Origin of the sequence: Acinetobacter sp. 226 (assembly GCF_048147925.1) — a bacterium.
In the GTDB taxonomy this organism is placed as follows: domain Bacteria; phylum Pseudomonadota; class Gammaproteobacteria; order Pseudomonadales; family Moraxellaceae; genus Acinetobacter; species Acinetobacter pecorum.
This window is the reverse complement of sequence record NZ_JAYWYX010000003.1, coordinates 124,507-148,692: the sequence shown is the minus strand read 5'-3', so window position 1 is coordinate 148,692 and position 24,186 is coordinate 124,507. Positions and strand designations below refer to the sequence as shown.

The window sequence follows — 24,186 nt, the reverse complement described above, 5'->3', positions numbered from 1 at the left end:
ATGGTGGGCCGTCCGCGACTCGAACGCGGGACCAATGGATTAAAAGTCCACTGCTCTACCAACTGAGCTAACGGCCCATCAAGGGATATCAAAGAAATGGTGGGCCGTCCGCGACTCGAACGCGGGACCAATGGATTAAAAGTCCACTGCTCTACCAACTGAGCTAACGGCCCTGAACCAGTATTCAAACTAGGTTTGAATATGCAGTGCAAGTCAAGCTAAATAGCTCAAAGCACCACTTTGTTTGATGGAGCGTATTGTAGCAAGATCTCATTGCAGCGCAAGTAAAAAATAACAAAGTTGCCCATGTTTGATTATAAATACAACAATTATGCTTTATCTAAACAAAAAACAGGCAACTTCAGTACTTAGAAGCGATATTGATAGGCTTGGATATTGGAAAAAACCTCTGCTGTAAGCTCCGAATACGCAGTTGCACCTGGCAATAACACCAGCAGGCGTTCATCGGTTTTACTTGGATCAAATGCTTGCTCTTTCAATTTATTTTTCTGGTATTTGAAGGTGCCTGTAGTTTCAACCTGCTGTTGTATACGCAGAAATACGGGTACCGCATAAGCCGGTAAGCATTTTTTAAAACAAGCAGCCATGGCGGCTAAATCTGCATCATTTAATTCTACATCGGGCTTCAGGGTAATCGCAGCCATACCGGCACGACCATTGGTATTTGGAATTTCTACACCATAAACTACGGCTTCAACGATTTTGTCATACTCAGTCAGCATGTTTTCCACTTCAGTTGTAGAAACATTTTCACCTTTCCAACGGAAAGTATCACCTAAACGATCGACAAACTGGGCATGACGGAAGCCGATATTGCGTACCAGATCTCCGGTATTGAAATAAGCATCACCTTTGCTAAATACATCCTGCATGATGACTGACTTGTTTTTTTCAGGGTCGGTATAACCATCAAAAGGTGAACGACGGGTAATTTTACCAATCAGTAAACCAGTTTCACCTTTTTTCACCCGCTTGCAGTGTCCTTTGGCATCCCGTACCGGCTCGTGTTTATCTTTATCAAAAGCAATAATGGCATAAGGTGTCGGGGAGAAACCGACGGTATTGTCAAAATTGAAAATATTGCTAAAACCGACATTGCCTTCACTGGACGCATACAGTTCCAGCACTTCCTGAATGCCAAAACGGGATTTAAATTTGTCCCAGATATTCGGACGCATCCCGTTACCAATCATCTTGGTCACGCGGTGGTCTTTCTCCAGTTCAGATGGGGGAGCATCCATCAGATAGCGGCATAGCTCACCGACATAGCCAATCGCAGAGGCATCAAATTTTTTCACATCCTTCCAGAAAGAGGAGGTTGAAAATTTACGCCGAATGGCCAGGGTGCTGCTCCCTGCAATGACACCACACCAGCACACGACCATGCCAGTGGCATGATAAAGTGGCAGGGTACAGTACATGACATCATCTTTATGGAGATTCAGCACATGCCCATAGGTGCCATAAGCGAGGGTCCAGCGACCATTGGTAAAAATGACCGCTTTGGGCAGGCCGGTAGTGCCTGAGGTATAAATATAGAACAGCCCGTCTTTGCCTTGTACTGAATGGGTAGTCGGCGGATTGAATTTTGGAGCAAGATCAATTTTTTCAGCCAGGTTAACGAAGCCTTCCGGTGCCTGACCCGGATCGGTTTGAGTATTCTGATCTGCAAACCAGTGCAGGCGTTCACCACTAATATTCAGGTCATTACGAATTTCATTCACAGCCTCACCGCACTCTTCACCGACGATCAGGGCAATTGGTTTGACCAGATTAATACTATGTGCCAATACCTTGCCTACTTGTGAGGTATTGACCAAAGCGCTCGTCACCCCCAGTTTAGCCAGACCAATCACACTGGCAATCAGTTCAGGTCGGTTCTCGATCATTACAGCTACGACATCACCTTTCTTGGCACCCAAAGACAGATAGAAATGTGCAATCTGGTTGGCCCAGGCATTGAGAGTGGCATAGCTGTAGCTTTGGTCTTCAAAACGCAAGGCGATGCCGTCCGGGTTGCGCTTGGTTGCTTTTTCAAAAGCCAGACCCAGCCCGGCCGGTGTATTCGGAGTACGTAAATACGCCTGTCTTAGACCGGTAAGTAAATGGGGTACTTTGGTCAAGAAAGTCGGGAGCTTGGCAGCAACATCTGCAATACCAATAAGATCATGTGGTTTCATTTGGGTCATGAGAATCCTATTTATTTTTCATATCCGATACGTTCGATTTATATACAGTAGGCGAGCTATCCATCTTTTAGCGTTAAAAAGCTAGTGCAATCAACCTATTCTGACTAAATCTAGCAAAAAAAACCTAGTCACCGAAATGACTAGGTTTTTTTATATGACTGCAATTGAGCAAATTATGATTCAGTTGCAGTATTTGCTTTTTTCGGTGGACGACCACGTGGACGACGTGGGCGAGCGGCCTGCTTCTCCACTTTTTCAGCTTCGCTGGTTTCAGTTTTCTCTGCCTCTACTTCGGCCTGGCCTTGGGTCTCTACCACAAGTGCTTCTGATTCAGATACTTCTGACTCAGTATTTGCTTCAACTGGGGTAGTATCTTCAGCCTGAGTTTCGGTAACTACCACTTCAGTTTCAGGAGCAGCCTCCACTTGTGCCGTGGTTTCAGTCGCCTGTTCAGCTGGCTGAGTATTTACGGTTTGTTCAGTAGTTACTTCCTGCACTGCAGCTTCAGTTACCATAGGTGGGGCAGGCTCTGCTTGCGCTTCAGTTGCTACAGGCGCAATTTCAACCACCGGAGCTGTTTCTGTTTTAGCCTGTTTGGCTTGCTGTAAGGCTTGTTCAGCAGCCAGTTTAGCCAGACGGCGGCGCTCACGTGGATCGTTTGCGACACGTTTGTCCGACACCGGTTTTGGTGGTGTCAGATCCAGAACTGGAGCCGGTTCTACTTCCACCTTGGTTACTGTCACCTGAACATCACGAGTAACTGGCTTTTTCTCTGTGGCAGGCGTTGCTGCACGCACCAGACTCGCGTTGTACTCTTTTGTGAACTTCTCTAAAGCGCGGTTGAACGTTGGCAACAAACCAAACTGCTCAATCAGCACCGAGCAGTCTTCACCATAGACATGGCGAATCAGGCTGCCAATGGTGAACTGGCCCAGAGTTGGCACTTGTGACGGGGTCAACTGCTGAACTGCCGGCTGTTGAGAGTGTCGTTCACGTTGCTGGCGACGACGCTGACGCGGATCGTTGCTGGCACGTGGTTTTTCAGCACTGATTTCAGCTGGCACAGCTTTCTCGTCGACTGCTGTTAGTGTAGCTTCCACCACATTTTCAGCAGCAGCTTCTTCAACTGGCGCATCTGCTGGAGCAGTAACTTCAACCGCTGGCGTTACAATTGCAGCATTGTCATTCAATGCCACGATTTCGCTTTTCGCCTGGTCAATATTCACCACCATAGCTGTTGCCATCACGTCTTGACGTGGCGCATCGACCAATTCAACACGAAGCTGTTTGTCATCGACTGCTGGAGCCTCAACAACAGCAGGTACAGTTTGTGATGCCTGCTCATTCAGCACGCTTGGATCGCGGTGGCGATTTGGACGTTCCTGACGTGGCTGGTTACGGCGGTCGCGACGTGGTACAGCCTGTTGTGACTGTTCATTGGTTTGAACATCATTTTGCTGAGTTGGCTCGTTGTGATGCTGACGGCGAGAATTACGCTTGTTTTCACGTGCTTCATGACGTTGCTCTTGACGAGATACCTGAACGACTTCTTCATGCACCTGGTGTTGCTGAGGAGCAGAGGCTTCAGACTGAACCTGCTCACGCGGCTCTCTGTGCTTCGGATTGCGCGGCTTTTTATTGTTGTGACGAGGCGTTCTTTCCTCACGCTCTGCTGGTTTTTCTGTAGCATCACGTTCCTGCTTATGGGCTACTGTTGATGGTACCAAATAAGCATTGTTCGCAGGTGCTACAACTTGTTGTTGTACAGGTGGCTGTACATGGTTTTGTACCTGTTGTGCAGCGGGCTGTGCCACAGGTGCTGCGACGTGACCGAACTGACCACGACTTACTGCACCGCCATTGATCATCTGTTCAATCGCTGCTGCTGCATTGTTGGCGGTACGCGATTGATCAACAGTCGTAGCTTGCTTTTGTACAAACAGGTTTTCTAACCATGCACATGGGCTGGTTGCAGGTGCAGCAACTTGCGCTTGGACAGGAGCCGGTTGAACAACAGGTGCTTGCTGTACATTTGGATTTTGCTGATTATTACGGCGTTTATTGTTTCTGCCGTTATTTTGCTGTGGGGCAGGCGCTGGCGCAGCAGCATGCGTATGTTGTTCTTCTTCTAAATGCCATTCAGACGACTCATAACCCAGCTCTTTTTCACTTGAACGAGTTGCTTCAGTACGTTCATAGCTGGTTGGTGCAAAGCCTTCGGCATTATAGGTAATTTCATAATGCGGTGTTTCCAGATGCGGATGCGGCAACACAGTAACACGCACATTTGACGTCTGTTCCAAATATACCAGGGTATGACGCTTTTCATTCAATAAAAAAGCTGCGATTTCGACTGGAACTTCGACTTGAACTTCACCATGACGTTCACGCAGGGCAATCTCTTCCACTTTACGCATAATCGAAAGGGATAAAGAACGAAGATCACGTACCATACCGGTACCATGGCAGCGTGGGCAAACGTAGCCAGTCGCTTCTTCCAGAGAAGGACGCAGACGTTGACGGCTCATTTCCATTAAACCAAAACGTGATAATTGACCGAATTGGATACGGGCACGGTCACTTTGAGTGGCTTCACGAAGTTTCGCTTCAACCATGCGCTGGTTACGATCTTTGGTCATGTCGATAAAGTCGATCACCACCAGACCGCCGATATCGCGTAAACGCAGTTGACGCGCGATTTCTTCTGCTGCTTCAATATTGGTGTTCAACGCAGTGTCTTCAACGTCGCTACCGCGGGTTGATTTTGCTGAGTTAATGTCAATTGACACCAAAGCTTCAGTCTGGTCAATCACGATCGAACCACCAGAAGGAAGTTTCACCTCACGTTCATAAGCCGTTTGGATCTGGCTTTCGATACCGAAGTGAGCGAATAGAGGCTCATTTAAGGTATAAGTTTTTAATTTGTCTAATTGAAGTGGCATCACTGCTTTTACGAAGTTATAGGCTTCGTTATAAGCTTGTTCAGAGTCAATCAGGATTTCTGCAACGTCATCACGTAAGTAATCACGAATGGCACGTGTTACCACGCCCGCTTCCTGATGCACCAACATTGGAGAAGGGCCAGAACTTGCTGTTTTCTGGATTTGTGCCCAAAGGTCGAGCAAGTGTTGCAAGTCGAGTTGCAGTTCTTCTTGTGAACGACCGATCCCGGCTGTACGCACGATGACGCTCATACCGCGTGGCACGTTTAAAGAGGCCAGCATTTCTTTCAGTTCTTCACGCACTGAACCTGAGATCTGACGGCTGATACCCCCACCTTTCGGATTGTTTGGCATCAATACCAGATAACGGCCAGCAAGAGAAATAAAAGTAGAAAGGGCAGCACCTTTATTGCCACGTTCTTCTTTTTCTACCTGAACCAGAAGCTCGGTGCCTTCAGTGATCAGTTCGCGGATATTCGAAGTTTGGCGAGGATCTGCTTTGTAGTAAGTATTGGCAATTTCACGCATCGACAAGAAACCTTGACGACCCGCACCGTATTCAACGAATACAGCTTCTAAAGAAGGTTCTACGCGAGTCACGTGACCTTTATAGATATTAGATTTCTTTTGTTCACGGGTACGATTCTCTAAATCGAAATCGTAAAGACGCTGACCAGTGACAAGTGCAACGCGAATCTCTTCGGCATGTGTTGCATTAATCAACATACGTTTCATGGGTGTAACACCTTATAGTGATACACAGCAAAAAATCGCTATACACGTAGCGAACATCACACATCACGGATCAATGGCTCAAATCTGCAATGAATTTCATTGTGGTTTGAGTCTTTTATTCCCAGCGTCTATTTTGATATAGATCAGCTTTGGTTTTGATTCACGTATTGATGATGGCAATACGGCTTCAATCTTTAAACGATTAAAGTCACCTGAACGCTTCACTGGCGGACGAGCGGTGCATTGGATGTGAGTAACTTTCACTGTCACATTGCTCGAAGATCATCCCTTCTTTATAGATAGAGTGTCTTGATACGGAATTATCGTCGTACCTTTACAAACTGTGCAGATCCAATGCATCAAACGCTGTAGCCTGAAGTCGTCTTCAGGGTGCGACTAATCTGATGTGTATCAGTTTACGTTTAAAAGCCAACTAGGTTGGCGACATATTTTTTCAGACAAACTGATTTATGTACCTCAGGTACAATTAAACGCAACAGTTTGCTTTTTTGCCGATATAATAAGCCTTCGGCGTCGGCATAATTCTTTTGGGACCTTCCCGTATTATGTGAGGGTTTAATTGAATGATCATGTACAGAAATAAATCTGTCATGCACCAACTTTTACTCACAAACGATGGTTTCCGTGCGCTGACTATATCAAACCTTGAATCATCTGCCTATGGGCTAAGCTTATGTTTCTTGTGTAAAGCATAGCCTAAGTGGTCATTTATTAATCAATTTCAATCAATTTTTAGGTCATAGTAACTGTATGAATTCTACGCAACAATGGCAAAACGTCACGTGGTTTGAGGTGGATGAGCACCAAGATGGACAGCGAATCGATAATTTCCTGTTTAGCCGTCTAAAAGGTGTACCAAAAAGCCGCATCTATCGTTTGATTCGTGAAGGCCAGGTTCGCGTCAATAAAAAACGAATTAAGGCAGAAACTAAACTGGCCATTGGTGACCAAATCCGTGTGGCACCAATACGTTATGAACAAAAAGATGAATCCGCTGCACCGGTTTCTGACAAGGTCGCTCAAGGTCTGTTGGCACGTGTAATCTATGAAGATGAAGGCTTGATGGTTGTCAATAAACCCTCCGGGATTGCAGTACATGGCGGTAGCGGTGTGGCCTATGGCCTGATCGAAGGTCTGCGCGCTGCAACGGGTAAAAAATACTTGGAGCTGATTCATCGTATTGACCGTGATACTTCAGGTCTGGTGATGATCTCGAAAAAACGTAGTGTGCTTAAAACTCTGCAAGACATGCTGCGTGAACATAAGATCAAAAAAACCTATGCAGCGGTGGTAAAAGGGCAGGTCACTTTAGACAAGCAGCTGATTGATGCGCCTTTACATCGTTATGAGCTGGCCAACGGCGAGCGCCGGGTCTGCGTGTCACCGAAAGAAGGCAAGGAGTCTAAAACCCAGTGGAACGTGCAAGAACGTTTTATGCATGCCACATTGGTTTATGCATCTCCACTTTCTGGTCGTACCCATCAGATTCGTGTACACGGTTTGAGTATTGGTCATCCGTTGGTCGGTGATGAAAAGTATGGACATGAAACCGAATATCGTGGCCCAAAACCACGCCGTCTGTGTCTGCATGCCATGCGTTTAGAGATTCCGGGTTATCCGACCATTGAAGCGCCATTGCCAGAAGATATGCAAAGTCTGGTGGCGCAGTTAAGAGCGCAGAAGGCAGATAAGGTTGTCATTGCTACGGAAGATGATGAGTAATTTTTTAGCTTTTTAATGAATCCTCTTTGATGCCCTACTTTTTCAAGAGGAGTGAGGGGGATTTGAAAAGTTATCGCAATGTGAAATTAAGGTAATGCTGCAATAGGTATTTGTTTTATTCGAAGCATTGTGTGGGCGTTGGCTTACTTTTCAGAGATGAAAAGTAACAAAAATCTTTTGTAGATATGATGGCGCGTCCTTGCGCCACAGATCTACAGCGACATCCATGTCGCAATCGAGTAGCGAATACCTGTATGCCGTTCTCCCTCCTTTTTTAAAGGAGGATCGGGGTGGATTTAGACTGAATCAAATATTAGGAACCTTAGATGAACTCACCTGTAAAACTGGTCATTTTTGATTGGGATGGCACTTTATTTGATTCTGTCGGTCAGATTGTGGCAAGCCTGCAATTTGCCGCACAGCAATTTCAGCAACCTTTAACCGCTGCAGATGCGAAGAGTATTATTGGGCTGGGTTTACCTGAAGTTGCACAGCGACTTTTTCCAGGTGTGCCAGAACTACATAGCGATATTTTACAGGCCTATTCAGAACACTATGTCGCGAACTCGGTTGAGGATGCTTGGTTTGAGGGCGTATCTGAAATGTTATATGCATTAAAAGATCAAGGTATCAAGCTGGCAGTGGCCACAGGAAAAAGCCGTAAAGGTCTGGATCGTGTATTAAGACAGACCAACAGTGAGGCCCTGTTTATCAGCACGCGTGCTGCGAGTGAGACCCGTTCCAAACCTCATCCACTTATGCTGCAGGAAATTCTGGCTGAAACCGGTGTAGAGACACATGAAGCGATCATGGTTGGCGATACTTCCTATGATCTGGAAATGGCCATGAATATCTCCATGCCAAGTATCGGCGTAAGTTATGGCGTGCATCAGCCTGAACTTCTGGCGCAATTTAATCCGGCCAGTATCGTGGACGATGTGGCTGATTTACATAAAGAACTATTGGCTAAAGTCCAATGGAAACAGGCCGTTTAATTTATTATCTTAGTTACAGCAAAAAGGACTGATTTCCCGGGTTTAAATTGGCTGGGGGAACGCTGCAGATTTAAGCATTTATTCTTATCTTTTAGTCTAAGACCATAATTATACTGATTTTGTGGAATCAGGTTATGGTCACTATTCTGCTAAATAATGATTTAATCTAAGATTTAAGATTTTGTTTTATATTAATTTTTATAATTGGTCCTTATAGATAATAGCTATAGCAAAAAATAAAATAACTATTGGCACAAATGCCGGATTTTTCCCATCCTAAAACCGTTTACTCCTATGCTCACTCTGATAAAGGTAGGTCATGCACGTGATCGGCCTGATTATGTGCATATTTTCTGTCCTGTCAGATTCCAGCATAAGCCTAATTTTTGCAGTTTAAGGAAACATTGATGTCGAATTCTGCTGTCGTTGAATCAGTTGCACAAGCACTGCGTAGCGCTGAATTATCACAAACCGCGATCACACCAATTCGCCCGGAACTTGGCGGTGAAAGTGCTGACGTAGATATCGCCTATGCCGTTCAGGAAGTGAATACCGAACGTGCTTTGTCTGAAGGTCGCCGTCTGGTCGGTCGTAAAATTGGTTTGACTTCTAAAGTCGTTCAAGCACAACTGGGTGTAGATCAGCCTGATTTTGGTATGTTGTTCGCGGATATGGCATACGGTGACGGTGAAGCGATTCCGGCCGGCCTTCTGATTCAGCCGAAAGTTGAAGCAGAAATTGCATTGGTGATCAAAGCAGATCTAACCAAAGAAAAACACACTTATGCAGACATTATCAGTGCAACCGACTATGCACTTCCTGCAGTAGAAGTCGTGGATAGCCGTATTGAAAACTGGAAAATCAGTCTAATCGATACGGTTGCTGATAACGCATCTTCAGCGGCTTTCGTATTGGGTTCACGTCCTGTGAAACTTGACAATCTTGACCTTGTAAATTGCAAAATGACCATGACTCGCGGTGAAGAAGTCGTGTCTCAAGGTATAGGTAAAGCTTGTCTTGCAAACCCATTAAATGCCGCAGTTTGGTTGGCTGACGAAATGGTACGCCGTGGTCGTCCATTACTTGCAGGTGACATCATTTTGACTGGTGCGCTTGGTCCAATGGTTGTAGCCCACGCAGGCGACGAATTCGTTGTTGAGATTGAAGGCTTTGGTTCAGTAACAGCTGCATTTGCTGCTGAATAAGAAAATATTGAGAGTACATTCATGAAAAAGATTAAATGTGCAATGATCGGTCCAGGTAATATTGGTACGGATCTGCTTTACAAATTACAACGCAGCGAATGGTTAGAACCAGTATGGATGGTGGGGATTGACCCAACTTCTGAAGGTCTTGCGCGTGCAGCGAAAATGGGTTTAAAAACGACTGCTGAAGGTGTAGATGGTCTTCTTCCTCACGTTCTTGAAGATGACATTAAAATTGCATTTGATGCAACTTCTGCATACGTACATGCTGAAAACAGCCGCAAGTTAAATGAACTTGGCGTGTTAATGATTGACTTAACACCTGCTGCAATCGGTCCATTCTGCGTACCACCTGTAAACCTTGAAGCATTGCTTGAACAAGGTGAAGTGCCAAACGTAAACATGGTGACATGTGGTGGTCAGGCAACAATTCCGATGGTTGCTGCAATTTCACGTGTTCAACCTGTTGAATATGGTGAAATCATTGCAACTGTATCTACAAAATCTGTAGGTCCAGGTACACGTAAAAACATCGACGAATTCACACGTACAACTGCTGACGCAATTGAACAAGTGGGTGGCGCGAAACAAGGTAAAGCGATCATCATTATTAACCCGGCTGAGCCACCGTTAATGATGCGTGACACTGTTCACTGTCTCGTTGAAGGCGAGCCGGATCAAGCAGCGATTACTGAATCTGTTCACTCGATGATCCTCGAGGTTCAAAAATATGTACCAGGTTACAAACTTGTGAATGGTCCAGTATTTGATGGTAACCGTGTTTCTATCTTCCTAGAAGTAGAAGGTTTAGGTGACTTCTTACCTAAATATGCAGGTAACCTTGACATTATGACTGCAGCAGCTGCACGTACAGCAGAAATGTTTGCAGAACGTGTTTTAAACGCAGCTGAAGCTTAAGGAGTTACCACATGTCTAAAATTATTATTAATGATATGACTTTACGTGATGGTATGCATCCAATGCGCCATCAAACTACACCTGAGCAAATGGTTGCGATTGCAACTGCACTTGATGAAGCGGGTGTACCGTTAATCGAAGTGACACATGGTGATGGTCTTGGCGGTAACTCTGTAAACTACGGTTTTGCAGCAGCAACTGACGAAGAATACCTGAAAGCGGTGATTCCAAACCTTAAACAAGCGAAAGTATCTGCACTTTTACTTCCTGGTATTGGTACAGTTGATCATTTGAAAATGGCACATGACGTTGGTGTAGCAACGATTCGTGTTGCAACACATTCAACTGAAGCAGATGTATCTGAACAGCATATTACTGCTGCACGTAAATTGGGTATGGACACTGTGGGCTTCTTGATGATGGCGCACATGGCTTCTCCAGAAAAATTGCTTGAAGAAGCACAAAAAATGGTGTCATACGGTGCAAACTGTGTGTATGTAACTGACTCTGCAGGTTACATGTTGCCACAAGACGTGACTGATCGCGTTGGTATTCTACGTGAAAACCTTGGTTCTGATATCGAAATCGGTTTCCACGGTCACCATAACCTAGGTATGGGTGTTGCGAACTCTGTTTCAGCAGTACAAGCAGGTGCAACTCGTGTTGACTTGGCCTCAGCAGGTCTTGGCGCAGGTGCGGGTAACACGCCACTTGAATTGTTTGTTGCGGTAGCGAACCGTATGCAACTTGAAACAGGTGTTGACTTGTTTAAGGTGCAGGACGTTGCAGAAGACCTCATCATTCCAATGATGACGCATCAAATTCGTGCGGACCGTGATGCGGCGACTTTAGGTTATGCGGGTGTTTATTCTTCATTCCTATTGTTTGCAAAACGTGCTGAAGCGAAATATGGCGTATCTGCGCGTGAAATCCTGATGGAACTTGGTCGCCGTGGTACGGTTGGCGGTCAGGAAGACATGATTGAAGATTTAGCTTTGACGATGTCTAAAGCACGTGAATTACAAGCTTAATGGCTTGAAGTTGATGTGAAAAAAAGCGTCCGAAAGGGCGCTTTTTTATTGCTTCCAGCATTGCCATCCCTAAGAGTTGGATGATTATTGGAGAACTTTTTCTTCAATGAGCGGTGATGCCTATGCCGCGGTCAAATGAGATGGCCGGTCGAAGTTTAAGTAAATCCATACTGGTTCAGCAAGGCTCAATAATGCCATCAGTAAAGAATAGCCAGCCTTGAACTCAAAAGTAGGAATGCTATAGCCAGGACCACAACAGCTAAATGTCGTTTGAGATGCAATAAGGTAAGTCCTCATTCATGTTTTTATTATAAATTTTGAGCTGTATTGATATCTTTGTTGAACTTGGCATGAAGAAGAAACATTCGTAGATAAAATATTTATTTTTGGATATTTAAATCAAAATGTTGAGGAGTTGAAAGAGAGATCTAGCGAGTTATATTTGGATATTAGTAATATATTAAAACGATAGCATGAGATATTATTTTTATTAAACTTTATTTATTAAAAATAATTCTGATAATTTCCTTAAACATAAAAACGATAAATAAAAACTGATATTTTAAAGTTTTTTAAAAATTTGCTCTTATTAATAGAAGAAACAAAAAATTGAATTAAATGTCTGGTCAAATTTTTATTTTTATTAATCGCTTTAAAATCTAAGAGATTTATCGCTTAAATAGGACTCGGTAATATGAAGAGTCAAAGGGGGAAAACTTTAATACTGTGGTCGGATTTTTTATTGAAATTGACTTACGCATGATGGCGGCATGGATTTTATCTGCTGAATGGGGAACTCATCATGCATCGTCACAATTTATGGATAGCAATACTTGCTGCGACAGCAACTTTAGGGACAACTGCAACGAATGCAGATTTTATTGACGACAGCAATGTTCAACTGAAGTTTAAAAATTTCTATTTAGACCGCCAATATCAGGATAATTATTCGGCACGTAACTGGGGTTCATGGTCGCAAGGTATAACGCTGGATGCCAAGTCTGGCTATCATGATATCGGTGCGGGGGTGCAGGTCGGGGCTGACGTTCTGGTTCAGCATGCAGTCAAACTCAAAGCTCGTGATCGCAATCCAGACTGGGTTTTACCGCATGATGGCAAGAAATCAAAAGACCATTTCGGTAAAATTGGTGCAACGTTGAAAGCCAGAATTTCACAGACTGAATTAAAAGTAGGGGAGTTACTTCCGGTATCTCCTGTTCTGGTATTCGATCCATCGCGTCAGTTATTAACGACTTATAACGGTGCCTGGTTAGAATCCAAAGAGATTAAAGATACTAAACTGACTTTGGCGTATGTGGATAAAATCAATAACCGTTACGACAATCAGTTCCGTGATTTAACCTTGTTTGCGCCTGCTAGAGGCAAAAACTATTACGATAATGGTGAAGCTTCTGACGGTATGTGGATTGCAGGTGTAGACCATCAGCTCAGCAAAGAAGTGGGCGCAAGTTACTGGTATGCCGATGTTCAGGACATTTACCAGCAGCATTATCTGGGCCTGAGTTATAAAACCCAGTTGGGTGAAAAAACCAGATTAGACAGCAATGTCCGTTATTTCAATAACTCTGAATCTGGCGATAAGCTATATGGTGAGATCGACAATCAGGCCTTATCTGCAGCTGCAAAAGTGAATCATGGTGCACATACCGTCGGTGTGGGTTACCAGCAAATGTTTGGTAATAGCGCATTCCCGACGTTAGGTGGCTGGGTGCCACAGCCTTATCTGGCGAACTGGGGAGTAGCAACCTTTACTGCACCAGAAGAAAAATCATGGAACGTTTCTTATGGCTATGACTTCTCTGAAGTCGGTTTGAAGGGCCTGAATGCTACAGCGATTTATTTTAAAGGATACGATCAGAAAGGTACTGGGGCCTATCAAGGTCAGAACTTCAATACCGATGAGGTGAATGCGATCATCAACTACACTGTGCCAGAAGGTAAGTTAAAAGGTTTAGGCGTACAGGGGATGTATATTGATGTGAATTTTGCCAATCCGGCAAAACCAGATCTGCAGGAATACCGCGTGGCCACCACTTATACCTATAAATTCTAATATCAGCGTATTTTCAAGGCAGTCAGTTTTCTGGCTGCCTTTAATGTTTAAGAAACCAATTAAAGCCTTAAATTTAGTAGGGTTTATTTTAAATTAATAATTAAAACAATGACTTAAATTATATCTATTTTATAGGGTGCAATCGAAATTTTGTATCAGTTGATTGCAGTTGAGCGGTTAATATAAGGGTGTACACAAGTCATTTTAATGAGTCAACTTGACGTGGCGTTCTTGAAAATAGAGGGACACGCAAGCTAAAGACTGTAAGAGGAAGCAATATGAGCACTGTTCAAATCCCTGACTATCAAACAGATCCATTCTTTGGCTTAGAAGACAAATGGATTGAAACCGCTGAAGGTGAGTTGACCCATTACCACGAAATTGGTGAAGGTACACCAATTCTGTTTTTGCACGGTTCAGGTACAGGTGTATCGGCTGCAGCGAACTGGTGGTTGAACCTGCCTTCAATTGGTGAACAAGCACGTTGTATCGCAATTGACACGATTGGCTATGGTCAGACAGTGGTTGCTCCAGGTACACAATATGGTATCCGCGCATGGGTAGACCATGCGATCCGGACTTTAGATGCGTTAGGTATCGAAAAAACCTGGCTGGTGGGTAACTCTTTAGGTGGCTGGTTGGCATTCCAGTTGGCACTGGATTATCCAGAGCGTGTACTCGGTATCGTATCTATGGGTACGGGCGGCGCAAAACAGACTGCTGCATTGAAAGCACATGCAAACCCAGTTCTTACAGAAGAAGGGATCAAGAAAACCCTGTCTATGTTCGTAGTGAACAAAGACCTGATTACAGATGAACTGGTAAAAGTACGTTTTGCTTCAGCAGCAAATGACTATGCTTCAAACCGTTTGATGGATGTGGTAGGCGCACGTGACCGTGACCGTTTTGAATTCCCGCTCGACTTTGAGAAAATGAAAGACATCACTGTGCCAGTACTATTGATTCACGGTACGCAAGACGTAGTAATTCCAGTATCACGTACATGGGATATCTTGAATGTGGTACCAAATGCTGATGCGCACATCTTCAGCCAATGTGGTCACTGGTCTCAAGTTGAAAAAGCAGATGAGTTCAATACTGTAATCAAAAACTACCTGGCTGTTCACGGCGTAAAATAAGTTTGATACAGTTTTAAAAAAAGGATGGCTCGGCCATCCTTTTTTATACGTTATATATTCAACGCACCGTATATAAATGAATATGATTCTCATTCACCAAAGTGGGTTCGAAAAAATCATGATTTTTAGATACTTGTTGAATTTAAACCGAGAAAAACCTAAATTAAGTTTTATTAGACTTAAGTTGTAAACGGAGCACATTTAGAGTGAAAAAGATGCATGATTGGACGGGGCTAAACTATAAACTTAAGTACTCGCCAAGCAGTCCTTATCAAAAAATAGAATTAAAAATAAATCTTTAAGCAAAAAATAATAAAACGAAAAAAGCATATGTCTACCAAAATTCGAATGACATATGCTTAACCAGGAAGGAGTTTAATTCTGTTCGTTGCGGTTAATATCGAGATAGAACACCCGGGTCAGAAGCTCAAGAAATTTGCTGACTGCATAGGATTTATTGTTTTTGTGGTAACTGACATACAGGTCCAAATATGGCAGCTCTACGTCCAGAGGGCGAATCACAGTATTTTCCATAGTCAGCGGTGCGATATAACCAGGTAAAATCGTGCACCCCAATCCGATACCGATCGAGTTGATATTAAACAGGATATTGTCAGCTTTTTGGACAATATTAAGTTCAATGCCGTTAGCCTTGGCAAAATCCAAAATTGTATGGTGCAAGGTAAAAGACTGCTCTGCTGATGGAATGATAAAATCAATACCATTCAATGCCTTAACTGGAATACGGTCATATTTTGCCAGCGGATGGTCTTTGGGTAGCAGGAAAATCAGCGGTTCACGAATCACGAACTGACTTTCAATTTCATCGCTATTGAAATTATGACGGGTAAAGGTCAGATCCAGATCACCTTTTTTTAACAGGCGCATTTGCTCATTGTTGTTCAGACTGAGCAGTTCAATTTTTAAATCCGGATTCTGCACCCGCAGATTAGGCAAGATATACGGGAAAATTTTCATTTCGGCTACTGGAACAAAGCCAATCCGGAGCATTTGCTGCTTGGCCTGTGACACCTGACGCGCCATGGCAACGGCCTTGTCTGCTTGTGCCAGGGTCAGGCGAGCCTGTTCCAGGAATACGGCACCTTCTTCGGTCAGCTCCACTTTACGTTTGGTTCGGTTCAACAGCTTTACGCCGACGTCTTCTTCCAGGTCCTTGATTTGCTGGCTAAGAGAGGGTTGAGCCGTATAAAGTTTAAGTGCGGCCTTGCTAAAGTTCAGTTCTTCAGCAACGGTAATAAAGTAGCGGAGGTGTCGTAATTCCATGTCATCAACCCAAAGAGTAATCCAAAAAATGTCTTACTATAATTTCATCAAAGTATAATCTATAAATAACTATGTCGTGAAGATTATTTTGCCATTCATAAACTAAATGCTCTGAAAGGATTAATGGATGTTTTAATATAAAAATCCACGTCCTTAATAATTGCTTTAAGCTATTAATTGAAACAAAAAAAATATTTCCCCAAATCCCGCCTAAAATCCATTATCCATTCGAATTGAGTCTATTTACTTTGTGCCTTGATGGGTCACAGGAGATTTTCATGAGTGGAAAAATTGATGTGCGTGAAATCGACGCTTTAGTCGATGCACAAAATGGACGTATCACTCCATCTATTTATACAGATCCAGATATTTACGAATTAGAACTTGAACGCGTTTTCGGCCGTACCTGGTTGTTCCTTTGTCATGAGAGCCAGATTCCTAAGGCTGGTGACTTTTTCAACACCTACATGGGTGAAGATCCGATCATCGTGGCACGTCAAAAAGATGGCTCAATCAAAGCATTCTTAAACCAGTGCCGTCACCGCTCAATGCGTGTGAGCTTCGCAGACTGTGGGAATACACGTGCATTCACATGCCCGTACCACGGCTGGTCTTACGGTATTGACGGTTCTTTAAAAGACATCCCGCTTGAAGAGCGTGCTTACCCACAAGGCGCATGTAAAGAGCAATGGGGTCTGGTGGAAGTTAACCGTGTTAAATCATACAAAGGCCTGATATTCGGATGCTGGGATGAAACAACTCCAGATCTAGAAGAATACATGGGCGATATCGCCTGGTACCTAGATGGCGTTGTTGACCGTCGTCCAGGTGGTACAGAAATCATCGGTGGTGTCCACAAGTGGGAAATCGAGTGTAACTGGAAATTTGCAGCTGAACAGTTCGCATCTGACCAATACCACGCATTGTTCTCTCACGCATCTGCAATTCAAGTGCTTGGTGCGAAACCAGACGACGAATCATCTAAGAAATTAGGTGCTGCGCAAACTGCTCGTCCTGTTTGGGAAACTGCCAAAGATGCAATCCAGTACGGTTCACGTGGCCATGGTTCAGGCTTCTTCTTCACAGAGAAACCAGACGCAAACGTTTGGGTTGACGGTGAAGTGGCCAACTACTTCCGTGAAACTTACGAAGAAGTAAAAGAGCGCCTAGGCGAGACTCGTGCACTGCGTCTTGCAGGTCACAACACCATGTTCCCAACATTGTCTTGGTTGAACGGTACTGCAACACTTCGCGTATGGCACCCACGTGGTCCAAACAAAACTGAAGTTTGGGCATTCTGTATTGCGGACGCTGAAGCATCTCAAGAAGTGAAGGAAGCATTTGAACGTTCTGCAACACGTGCTTTTGGTCCTGCTGGTTTCCTAGAGCAAGATGACTCTGAGAACTGGATCGAGATTCAAAAAGTTTTACGTGGTTACAAAGCGCGTCAAAACAAACTCATTATGGAAATGGGTAAAGGTAACGAGAAAGTACGTGAAGATGGTATCCCGGGTATCACCAACTACATTTTCTCTGAAACTGCAGCACGTGGTATGTACCGCCGCTGGGCAGATTTATTGATCCATGAAAAATGGGAAGACGTGGAAAAAGCGGCTGACGAATATGAGAAGGAGCTTATGAAATGAGTCAAATCAGCTTAGAACTTCATCATCAAATTAGCCAGTTCCTTTACCGTGAAGCAAAGCTGCTTGACGACTGGAAATTCCGCGAATGGTTGGACACGTTAGCTGAAGACATTTCTTACACGCTACGTACCACACCAAACGCACAAACCCGTGACCGTCGTCGTTCAGTTGAACCACCTACCACTTGGGTGTTCAATGATACGAAAGATCTTTTAGAGCGTCGTGTGGCTCGTCTTGAGACCGGTATGGCTTGGGCTGAAGAGCCTCCGTCACGTACAACTCATATGGTTTCTAACGTGATTGTTGAAGCCACTGAAGTTGAAGGCGAATATGACGTGTACGTAACGTACCTGTTGTACCGCACGCAAAAAGAGAAAGACGTCGTGATTTACTGTGGTAAACGTCATGACAAGATCCGTAAAGTTGAGGGTGGCCTAGGCTTCCAGATTTTCAACCGTAAGATCATGCTTGACCAAGTTACTTACAGTTCACATAACCTGAGTGTGTTCTTCTAATGAATAAGATTTTTGTATGCCAAGTTGACGAATTAGACGAAGGCGAAGCATTGAAAGTAGATTGTGGCGTAAACGGTATCGATGCGCTGGCAGTATTCAACAACGGTGGTGAGTTCTTTGCAATGAACGACCGTTGCTCACACGGTAACGCTTCAATGTCTGAAGGTTATCTGGAAGATGACGGTACTGTTGAATGTCCACTTCATGCAGCACGTTTCTGTTTAAAAACAGGTCAAGCACTTTGCTTACCAGCGACTGATCCAATCCAGACTTTCCCAGTGATTGTTGAAGATGGTCAATTGTTTGTAGAGATGGCAGGAGAGTAATCATGGGTTGGCTACAAGGCGAAGTTGCACTTATTACCGGTGGTGGTTCAGGCTTAGGCTGGGCATTGGTTGAACGTTTCCTGGAAGAGGGCGCACAAGTTGCCGTTCTTCAGCGTTCACAATCAAAAGTTGATGCACTGAAAGAACATTTTGGTGACCGCGTGCTTGCGATCGCAGGTGATGTGGCCAGCTATGAAGATAACGTTCGTGCAGTTCAGGCAACTGTGGAACGTTATGGCAAACTCGATTGCTTCGTAGGCAATGCCGGTATCTGGGATCATTATGCAGATATCGTCAATACCTCAGGCGAGCAGCTAGAGAAAGCCTTTGACGAGATTATGGGGATTAATACCAAATCTCTGATCCTCGGTGCGAAGGCTGCACTGGATGCATTGATCGCTTCTGAAGGTTCTATCATATTTACTTTGTCTAATTCAGCACTGTACTCCGCTGGCGGAGGCCCTGTATATACTGCATCTAAGCATGCCGGTGTCGGAATTATGAAAGAACTGGCCTACGAGCTTGCGCCTAAAGTACGAGTGAACGCTGTTGCACCATCAGGTATGAATGTGAATATCAAGGGTGCTGCATCTTTAGGCCAGGAAAATCTTGGTCTGCTGGATGCACGCGATCCTGAGAAAATCGCACGTGGCATGCCACTGAACTTCTTACCTGAACCGGAAGATATGACAGGTTCATACGTGCTCTTGGCATCTCGTCAAAATAACCGTCCTCTGACCGGTGTTCTGATCAATGCAGAATGTGGTCTGGGTATCCGGGGCTTGCGTCAGCCACGTGCTGGTTTCTTTGACGAATAAAATCTAGTCTGAATCAAATGGACTTATCGGCAGCCTGTTCTAAGGCTGCTTTCCTTTTCAGGAGTCTCTCATGGCCGTTAAACTCATTTGTGCATCGCACAGCCCCTTAATGGAATTTGCTTCCCCGCAAGAAAAACGTCAGGAAGTCGCAGTACGCGAAGCTTTTGACCAACTTGCAGCTGAAGTGAAAGCTTACGACCCAACCTTAATCATTACCTTCGGTCCTGACCATTTCAATGGTTTCTTCTATGACCTGATGCCAAGTTTCTGCGTGGGTATCCGTGCCAAAGCGGCAGGTGACTGGGATTATGGTAAAGACAATGACCATATCGATGTACCAGAAGACAAAGCCTTGGCGATGGTGCGTCGTGTACTGGACGAGGGTGTGGACGTGGCATACTCCTACCGTATGCAGGCCGACCATGGTGTGACTCAGCCACTGCATTTCTTGTGCGAAGGTCAGTTGGACCGTTATCCAACCATTCCTGTGTTTATTAATGGTGCTGCAGCTCCAATGCCAACCACCAAACGTACCATCGCTTTGGGTCGTGCAGTCGGTCAATACATCAAATCTTTAAACCTTGAAAATGAGCGGGTACTGGTTTTAGGTACAGGTGGTCTGTCACATGATCCACCTACACCGCAAATGGGTTCAGTACCACCAGAAGTGGAAGAGTTTCTGATTGCCGGTCGTCATCCGACTCCGGAAGCACGTTCAGCACGTCAAGCGAAAATCATTGCTGTGGGCCAGAAACTGGCAGCAGGTGATACCTCTGTTGCAGTCCCTCTCAATGCAGAATGGGATATTGCACTGCTGGAAAAATTCAAGAATGCCGATTTTGCTGCACTCGAAGCGATGACTGAAGCTGAAATCCGCCGTGATGGTGGCCGTGGTGGTCAGGAAGTCCGTTCTTGGATGGCTGCTTTTGCTGCTTTAAGCGAGATGGGCGAATACGACATGACAACACACTGCTATGAAGAAATCAGTGAATGGATTGCGGGCTTTGGCATCGTATCTGCAGAGTTAAAAGGTTAATGACATGAGCAACATCGAAACTATCGTAATTGTAGGTGCTGGCCAGGCAGGTGCAAGTGCGATTTTAGAACTTCGTGGCAACAAGTACGAAGGCAACATCATTCTGATCGGTGATGAAACGCATCTGCCTTATGAGCGTCCACCACTGTCTAAAGACGTAATTCTAAAACCTGAAGAAACCAAGATTGAAATTCTGTCAGAAGAAAAACTGGCTGAACTTGGCGTAACAACTATCCGTGGTAATGGCGTTGCAAAAATCAATGCTGAAGCCCACACGGTTGAACTTCAACATGGTGACGTTGTTGCTTATGACAAACTGTTACTTGCCACTGGTGGTGCAGCACGCCGTTTGCCAAACTTCGATGCACTAGGTAAGCATGTTTATACCCTGCGTAACCTGGAAGATTCACAGGCACTGGTTCCTGTACTTCAAGCAGGCCGTCGTATTGTCCTGATCGGTGGTGGTGTGATCGGTCTGGAACTGGCTTCTTCTGCACGTTTCAAGGACTGTCAGGTAACTGTAATTGAAATGGGTCCTATGGTCATGGGTCGCTGCTCGCCGCGTATCCTGAGCGAGTTCCTGTTAGAGCAACAGCGTCTGGCCGGAATTGACGTTCGCCTGGAAACCAAGATTGCAGACTGCAAGCTGGATGGTGAAGAAGTTGTGATTACCCTTGAAGGTGGTGAAGAACTTCGTGCTGATGCTGTAGTGTACGGTATCGGTATTGTGCCAAATGCACAGCTGGCTGTAGAGGCCGGTCTGGATGTAGATTTCGCAATTAAAGTGAATGAAAACTGCCAGACTTCAAATGCAGACATTTACGCTGCGGGTGATGTAGCAACTCAGTTACGTGACTGTGGTAACCACCGTCGTGTAGAAACCTGGGAAAATGCCAACCTGCAAGCAGGCATCTTTGCACGTCATGTGATGGGTGTCGAGCATCCAGTGGCCAATCCAGCATGGTTCTGGACAGACCAACTGGATATCAACTACCAGTTTGTTGGCGATATGGCTGCAGCTGAATGGCAAGTTCGTGGTGAAATCAATCCAGAACTTCGCGCTGAATCCTCATTCGTGATGTTTGGTGTGACTGACGGTGTGATCGTTGGTGGTATCACGGTGAATGCTGCTAAAGAAATGCGTTATCTGAAAAAGCTGATCAGCAAGCAGGCTGCATTTGAAGCAGACAAATATTTGGATCTTAGCCAGGATCTTCGTAAGCTTGTGAAGTAATCTCGGTTTACAAAGGAGCAGACCTCGGGCAACCTGGGTCTGCTTTTTTATGGCTACTTTATTTATTGTTTTGGCATGACCACTATTTATATTGCGACGTTTAATTACTTTGTGCAGGTGTGTCTTACTTTTCAAAGATGAAAAGTAACAAAAATCTTTTGAGCGTTTGAGGATACTTCCTTGTATCCCAAACGCTCGAGCGGCATCCATGCCGCTTGTAATATTGCTAATCGTGGATTTGAACAGAACTTTTGGTTTAATTCTTTTTATTATATTTAATTGAGTTGTATATGAATTCAAACTCATCTCCCATGATTTTAACAGCCAGCATTTATGCCTTGTTGGTGCTCATTTGGGCCGCCACACCATTGGCCATTGTTTGGAGTGTGGCTGAAGTGCATCCGATGTGGGTGCTGGTGATTCGTTATTTTGGTGCCTGTGTCATTGCTTTGGTTTTATTGGCAATTATGCGTAACCCATTGCCATTTGATCAAACGTCATTAAAAAGTTATGTGGCAGGTAGTCTTAATTTAATTGGGGCACAACTGTTTATTTATCTGGCTGCCAACTATTTAACGTCAGGTCTGATGGCGCTGATTTTTGGATTCTCGCCATTGATTGCCGGTTTAATCGGTCATGTGATTTTAAAAACCCATAAACTGATCTGGGTACAGTGGCTCGGTATGGCAATTGCGGTAGGTGGCCTGTGTTTTGTGTTTGCCGACTCGGCAGACAGCAAGATTAACCCATGGGGTGTGGTACTGATGCTGATCAGTATGGTGTCCTATATCAGTTCGATCTTCTGGGTCAAACAGATCAATGCACCATTAAAGCCAATGTCGCAAGCCACGGGTTCGCTGCTAGTTTCTGCGCTGGGTTCTTTATTACTGATTCCATTTATCTGGCAGCACTTTCCAACCCAGATGCCAAGCAGCCATGCCATCATCGGATTTATATTTACCATGATTCTATCTTCGATTGTGGCGATGCTGTGCTATTTCTGGCTGATTCGCCGTTTGGCAGCTTCCACAGTCTCTCTCAGTAATGTCATGACACCAGTGATTGCCTTGGTACTGGGGGCTACACTGAATAATGAAATCATCAGCAGCCATGCTTTTGCGGGTGTTGCTGTGGTGATGTTCGGGATTATCCTGTATTTCTCTAAAGAATGGCGTGAGCAATATTTTTCCAGACACTAACCCTTCCCTGAAGGGAAAGGGCAAAATTTTTTATTAGGTCTAGATATTTTCCAAAAGCAGACTGGAAATGCTAGACCATCACGACGAAACAACAATTTGTAAAACAACTGGGTAGTCAAAACACTTTAAGATGCAAGACATAAGATCAATAAAGCTTGATCAAGCTTATTTGGGACAGTGTCAAGATGTCTGAATCCAATAAAATTGTCGTTTATGCAGCCATGTTCGGCAATTTGGCGATTGCCCTCGTTAAATTTGTCGCAGCCTATATTACCAACAGCTCTGCAATGCTGAGTGAGGCTGTTCATTCGGTAGTCGATACCTTGAATGAAATTCTGCTGTTATACGGAATGAAAAAAGCCAAAAAACCTGGAGACGTTAAACATCCGTTTGGTTATGGCCGTGAACTATATTTCTGGGCTTTTATTGTGGCATTGCTGGTATTTGCACTGGGTGCCATTGTCTCTATTCTTCAGGGTATTTATCACATTATCCAGCCTGAAGAAATGCAGAATCCTATGATCAACTATATCGTGCTTGGCATAGCCATTTTATGTGAAGGGTTTTCATGGTCAGTGGCACTAAAAACATTTCGTAAACAAAAAGGAAATATGGGATATTTTGAAGCCTTTCGACGGAGTAAGGACCCAACTACCTTTACCGTTTTATTTGAAGATACTGCTGCACTGATCGGCTTGGTGATTGCCTTGGTCGGTATCTTTCTTGCTCATCAGCTAAATATTCCCGAACTGGATGGGGTGGCCTCAATCTTAATTGGGGTGGTGCTTGCGGTGTCGGCCTGGTTTTTGGCACGTGAAACCAAGGGCCTGTTGCTCGGTGAGACTGCGGATCCTAAACTGCGGGAAAATGTATTAAATATTGCGCAACAGGATGCTGCAGTTTTTAGTGCCAACGGGGTATTAACGGAACAGATGGGCGCGCATCAAGTCATTGCATCCTTAAGTCTGGAATTTAAAGATGATTTAACATCCGATCAAATTGAAGCCTGTGTAAACAGGATCGAGACCCAGATTAAACAATTGCACCCGGAAATTATTGCCCTGTTTGTAAAGCCACAAACCAAGGCCGTATGGTTGGAGCGAACCTTAGGCCGTGTATAACCCATATAAAAAAAT

The 24,186-nt window shown here is 44.5% G+C and carries 18 protein-coding genes and 2 tRNA genes; 15 read left to right on the top strand and 5 right to left on the bottom strand.

Features of this window, described 5'->3' with window-relative positions:
• Position 1: 1 nt before the first annotated feature.
• The 4 genes from VXP95_RS02160 to VXP95_RS02145 all read right to left on the bottom strand — a co-directional run bounded on the left by VXP95_RS02160 (position 2) and on the right by VXP95_RS02145 (position 5,887).
• Positions 2–77: transfer RNA gene (locus VXP95_RS02160), tRNA-Lys, on the bottom strand.
• Positions 78–97: 20 nt separating this feature from the next.
• Positions 98–173 (bottom strand) — tRNA-Lys (locus tag VXP95_RS02155).
• A gap of 195 nt (positions 174–368) precedes the next feature.
• Positions 369–2,210, bottom strand: a complete 1,842-nt coding sequence (locus tag VXP95_RS02150) for a long-chain-acyl-CoA synthetase (RefSeq protein ID WP_416711299.1) — start codon at positions 2,208–2,210, stop codon at positions 369–371.
• A gap of 173 nt (positions 2,211–2,383) precedes the next feature.
• Positions 2,384–5,887 (bottom strand): Rne/Rng family ribonuclease, encoded by a 3,504-nt coding sequence (locus VXP95_RS02145; RefSeq protein WP_416711298.1) that lies wholly within the window; start codon positions 5,885–5,887, stop codon positions 2,384–2,386.
• Between the two features lie 771 nt (positions 5,888–6,658).
• On the opposite strand from VXP95_RS02145, the gene VXP95_RS02140 reads away from it, so the two are divergent.
• From VXP95_RS02140 to VXP95_RS02110, 7 genes are all read left to right on the top strand, one after another.
• Entirely contained in the window at positions 6,659–7,630 is a 972-nt protein-coding gene (locus VXP95_RS02140; RefSeq protein WP_416711297.1) for an RluA family pseudouridine synthase, read from the top strand.
• Positions 7,631–7,956: 326 nt separating this feature from the next.
• Complete coding sequence (locus VXP95_RS02135) at positions 7,957–8,625, top strand: HAD-IA family hydrolase (RefSeq protein WP_416711295.1); 669 nt, start codon at positions 7,957–7,959, stop codon at positions 8,623–8,625.
• A gap of 407 nt (positions 8,626–9,032) precedes the next feature.
• Entirely contained in the window at positions 9,033–9,830 is a 798-nt protein-coding gene (locus VXP95_RS02130) for a 2-keto-4-pentenoate hydratase (RefSeq protein ID WP_064102217.1), read from the top strand.
• A gap of 21 nt (positions 9,831–9,851) precedes the next feature.
• The gene (locus VXP95_RS02125; RefSeq protein WP_064102218.1) at positions 9,852–10,748 is read left to right on the top strand and encodes an acetaldehyde dehydrogenase (acetylating); all 897 of its coding nucleotides are present in this window, start codon (positions 9,852–9,854) and stop codon (positions 10,746–10,748) included.
• An 11-nt stretch (positions 10,749–10,759) separates the two neighbouring features.
• Positions 10,760–11,779 carry a 4-hydroxy-2-oxovalerate aldolase gene (gene dmpG / locus VXP95_RS02120; RefSeq protein ID WP_144724180.1) on the top strand — a complete coding sequence of 340 codons (1,020 nt, stop codon included), beginning with the start codon at positions 10,760–10,762 and terminating at the stop codon, positions 11,777–11,779.
• 802 nt (positions 11,780–12,581) lie between these two features.
• Positions 12,582–13,853 carry an OprD family outer membrane porin gene (locus VXP95_RS02115; RefSeq protein WP_191730339.1) on the top strand — a complete coding sequence of 424 codons (1,272 nt, stop codon included), beginning with the start codon at positions 12,582–12,584 and terminating at the stop codon, positions 13,851–13,853.
• 278 nt (positions 13,854–14,131) lie between these two features.
• Entirely contained in the window at positions 14,132–14,992 is an 861-nt protein-coding gene (locus VXP95_RS02110) for an alpha/beta fold hydrolase (RefSeq protein ID WP_144724178.1), read from the top strand.
• Positions 14,993–15,367: 375 nt separating this feature from the next.
• Here the strand turns inward: VXP95_RS02110 and hcaR are convergent, their stop codons facing one another.
• Positions 15,368–16,276, bottom strand: coding sequence for a DNA-binding transcriptional regulator HcaR (gene hcaR / locus VXP95_RS02105; RefSeq protein WP_064094894.1), 909 nt, complete (start codon positions 16,274–16,276; stop codon positions 15,368–15,370).
• 278 nt (positions 16,277–16,554) lie between these two features.
• On the opposite strand from hcaR, the gene hcaE reads away from it, so the two are divergent.
• The 8 genes from hcaE to VXP95_RS02065 all read left to right on the top strand — a co-directional run bounded on the left by hcaE (position 16,555) and on the right by VXP95_RS02065 (position 24,171).
• The gene (hcaE, locus tag VXP95_RS02100) at positions 16,555–17,922 is read left to right on the top strand and encodes a 3-phenylpropionate/cinnamic acid dioxygenase subunit alpha (RefSeq protein WP_064094893.1); all 1,368 of its coding nucleotides are present in this window, start codon (positions 16,555–16,557) and stop codon (positions 17,920–17,922) included.
• Positions 17,919–18,437, top strand: coding sequence for a 3-phenylpropionate/cinnamic acid dioxygenase subunit beta (gene hcaF, locus VXP95_RS02095; RefSeq protein ID WP_064094892.1), 519 nt, complete (start codon positions 17,919–17,921; stop codon positions 18,435–18,437). The genes hcaE and hcaF overlap by 4 nt, the downstream gene beginning before the upstream one ends.
• Complete coding sequence (hcaC, locus tag VXP95_RS02090) at positions 18,437–18,763, top strand: 3-phenylpropionate/cinnamic acid dioxygenase ferredoxin subunit (protein ID WP_064094891.1); 327 nt, start codon at positions 18,437–18,439, stop codon at positions 18,761–18,763. The genes hcaF and hcaC overlap by 1 nt, the downstream gene beginning before the upstream one ends.
• 2 nt (positions 18,764–18,765) lie before the next feature.
• A complete protein-coding gene (gene hcaB, locus VXP95_RS02085; RefSeq protein WP_064094890.1) occupies positions 18,766–19,581 on the top strand; it encodes a 3-phenylpropionate-dihydrodiol/cinnamic acid-dihydrodiol dehydrogenase in 816 nt (271 codons plus the stop codon).
• A 70-nt stretch (positions 19,582–19,651) separates the two neighbouring features.
• Positions 19,652–20,617 (top strand): 3-carboxyethylcatechol 2,3-dioxygenase, encoded by a 966-nt coding sequence (locus VXP95_RS02080; protein ID WP_416680487.1) that lies wholly within the window; start codon positions 19,652–19,654, stop codon positions 20,615–20,617.
• Positions 20,618–20,621: 4 nt separating this feature from the next.
• Positions 20,622–21,851 carry a 3-phenylpropionate/cinnamic acid dioxygenase ferredoxin--NAD(+) reductase subunit gene (gene hcaD, locus VXP95_RS02075; RefSeq protein WP_416711294.1) on the top strand — a complete coding sequence of 410 codons (1,230 nt, stop codon included), beginning with the start codon at positions 20,622–20,624 and terminating at the stop codon, positions 21,849–21,851.
• Between the two features lie 290 nt (positions 21,852–22,141).
• On the top strand, positions 22,142–23,050 hold the full coding sequence (locus VXP95_RS02070) for a DMT family transporter (RefSeq protein ID WP_064094887.1): 909 nt from the start codon (positions 22,142–22,144) through the stop codon (positions 23,048–23,050).
• 185 nt (positions 23,051–23,235) lie between these two features.
• Positions 23,236–24,171 (top strand): cation diffusion facilitator family transporter, encoded by a 936-nt coding sequence (locus VXP95_RS02065; protein ID WP_416711293.1) that lies wholly within the window; start codon positions 23,236–23,238, stop codon positions 24,169–24,171.
• The last annotated feature ends 15 nt before the right edge of the window (positions 24,172–24,186 follow it).